Source organism: Mesorhizobium sp. M7A.F.Ca.CA.002.15.2.1 (assembly GCF_003998715.1).
In the GTDB taxonomy this organism is placed as follows: Bacteria; Pseudomonadota; Alphaproteobacteria; order Rhizobiales; family Rhizobiaceae; genus Mesorhizobium; species Mesorhizobium ciceri.
The window spans coordinates 1-1301 of record NZ_RZPI01001005.1 but is presented as its reverse complement, the minus strand read 5'-3'; the positions used below and the strand labels follow the sequence as shown (position 1 = coordinate 1301).

Sequence of the window (1301 nt, the reverse complement as noted above, 5' to 3'; positions counted from 1 at the left end):
CCGCCTTCATGCTGCCAAGAATCTCCTGGCCCTTGGCGCTCTCGAAATTCGTGTAGAAGACAAACCCGCTTTCATCGAACCCCTTGAGCAAAACCATGCGCACATCCGGCATGCCGTCGGCATCGACGGTCGCCAGAGCCACGCCGTTGGGGTCGTTCGGCTCGCTTTTCGTGGCGTCGTCCAGCCATGCGGCAAACAGGCGAAACGGCTCGGCAGCCTCGGTAAAGTCACCGCTTGTTAACTCAGTGTCACTCATAGTTTTTCTCAAATTGTCACGAAGATTCTTACAAAGCCAAGATTCTTAACGAAGCAAGGGGGAGGCTGCCGATTGTCGCTTATCGCGCAAGCTTTTGACAGCAGGCAATGGAGCGTTATCGCTTCGGCCAGCGCGAAAGCCGCGATCGTGGCGGTCGCCTTGCCGCTTGCCGCTTGTGGCGCCGGCGGCTTCAGCCTGGAAAAAGCCGAAGTCGACCGCTCGATCCTGACCAGCAGCACATCGGCCTCGGCCGCGCCGGCCAGTCTGGATCGCGACTCCGACCAGACGACGATCGGCAATGCAGTCTCCTCGGCCGACATCGAGCAGCTCGGCGGGCAGGCCGTCCCATGGGCCAATGCCGGTACCGGCTCGCGCGGTTCCATCACCGATCTGGCGGAATTGAAGGACAACGGCCAGACCTGCCGCCGCTTCAAGGCCTCGCGCGAAAGCTTTGACGGCGTTGCCATGTTCGAAGGCGAACTGTGCCTGGCCAGCGCCGGCGGCTGGCGCATGCAGGACTTCAAGGCGCTCTGATTTTCCGCGTCTGATATGCGGCTCCAGCACTGGAATTTCTTCCTATGGGAGCGCATATAAGAGGCAACCAGAGACTCAACTCTTCTCCAGGGCAGTAAGCATGCGCGACCCCTATGAGGTGCTGGGCGTTGCCAGGAACGCATCGGCCAAAGACATAAAGTCGGCGTACCGGAAACTCGCCAAAAAGCATCATCCGGACCAGAATCCGAATGATCCAAAGGCGAAGGACCGTTTCGCCGCAGCCAACCAGGCCTACGAGATCGTCGGCGACGAAAAGAATCGCGCCGCTTTCGATCGCGGCGAGATCGACGCTGACGGCAAGCCGCGATTCCAGGGCTTTGAGGGCGCTGCCGGTGGCGGCGATCCGTTTGGCGGCTTTCGCCGGCAGCAAGGTCCGGGCGGCTCGCGGTTCGAATTCCGCTCCGGTCGACCCGGTGGCGATCCGTTCGACGGCAACAGCGACATCTTCAGCCAGATTTTTGGCGACACTTTTTCCGGCGCGCGCGGTCCC

General features: G+C 61.0%; 3 protein-coding genes. 2 read left to right on the top strand and 1 reads right to left on the bottom strand.

Features of this window, described 5'->3' with window-relative positions; all coding sequences use genetic code 11:
- Nucleotides 1-256: pyridoxamine 5'-phosphate oxidase family protein (locus ENZ74_RS32040; protein ID WP_206522386.1), on the bottom strand; the 256-nt coding region annotated here is incomplete at its 3' end.
- Nucleotides 257-328: 72 nt separating this feature from the next.
- On the opposite strand from ENZ74_RS32040, the gene ENZ74_RS32035 reads away from it, so the two are divergent.
- A complete protein-coding gene (locus tag ENZ74_RS32035; RefSeq protein WP_013532805.1) occupies nt 329-790 on the top strand; it encodes an RT0821/Lpp0805 family surface protein in 462 nt (153 codons plus the stop codon).
- A gap of 100 nt (nt 791-890) precedes the next feature.
- Nucleotides 891-1301 (top strand): DnaJ domain-containing protein (locus tag ENZ74_RS32030; protein WP_164761417.1); only part of this gene is annotated, 411 nt, incomplete at its 3' end.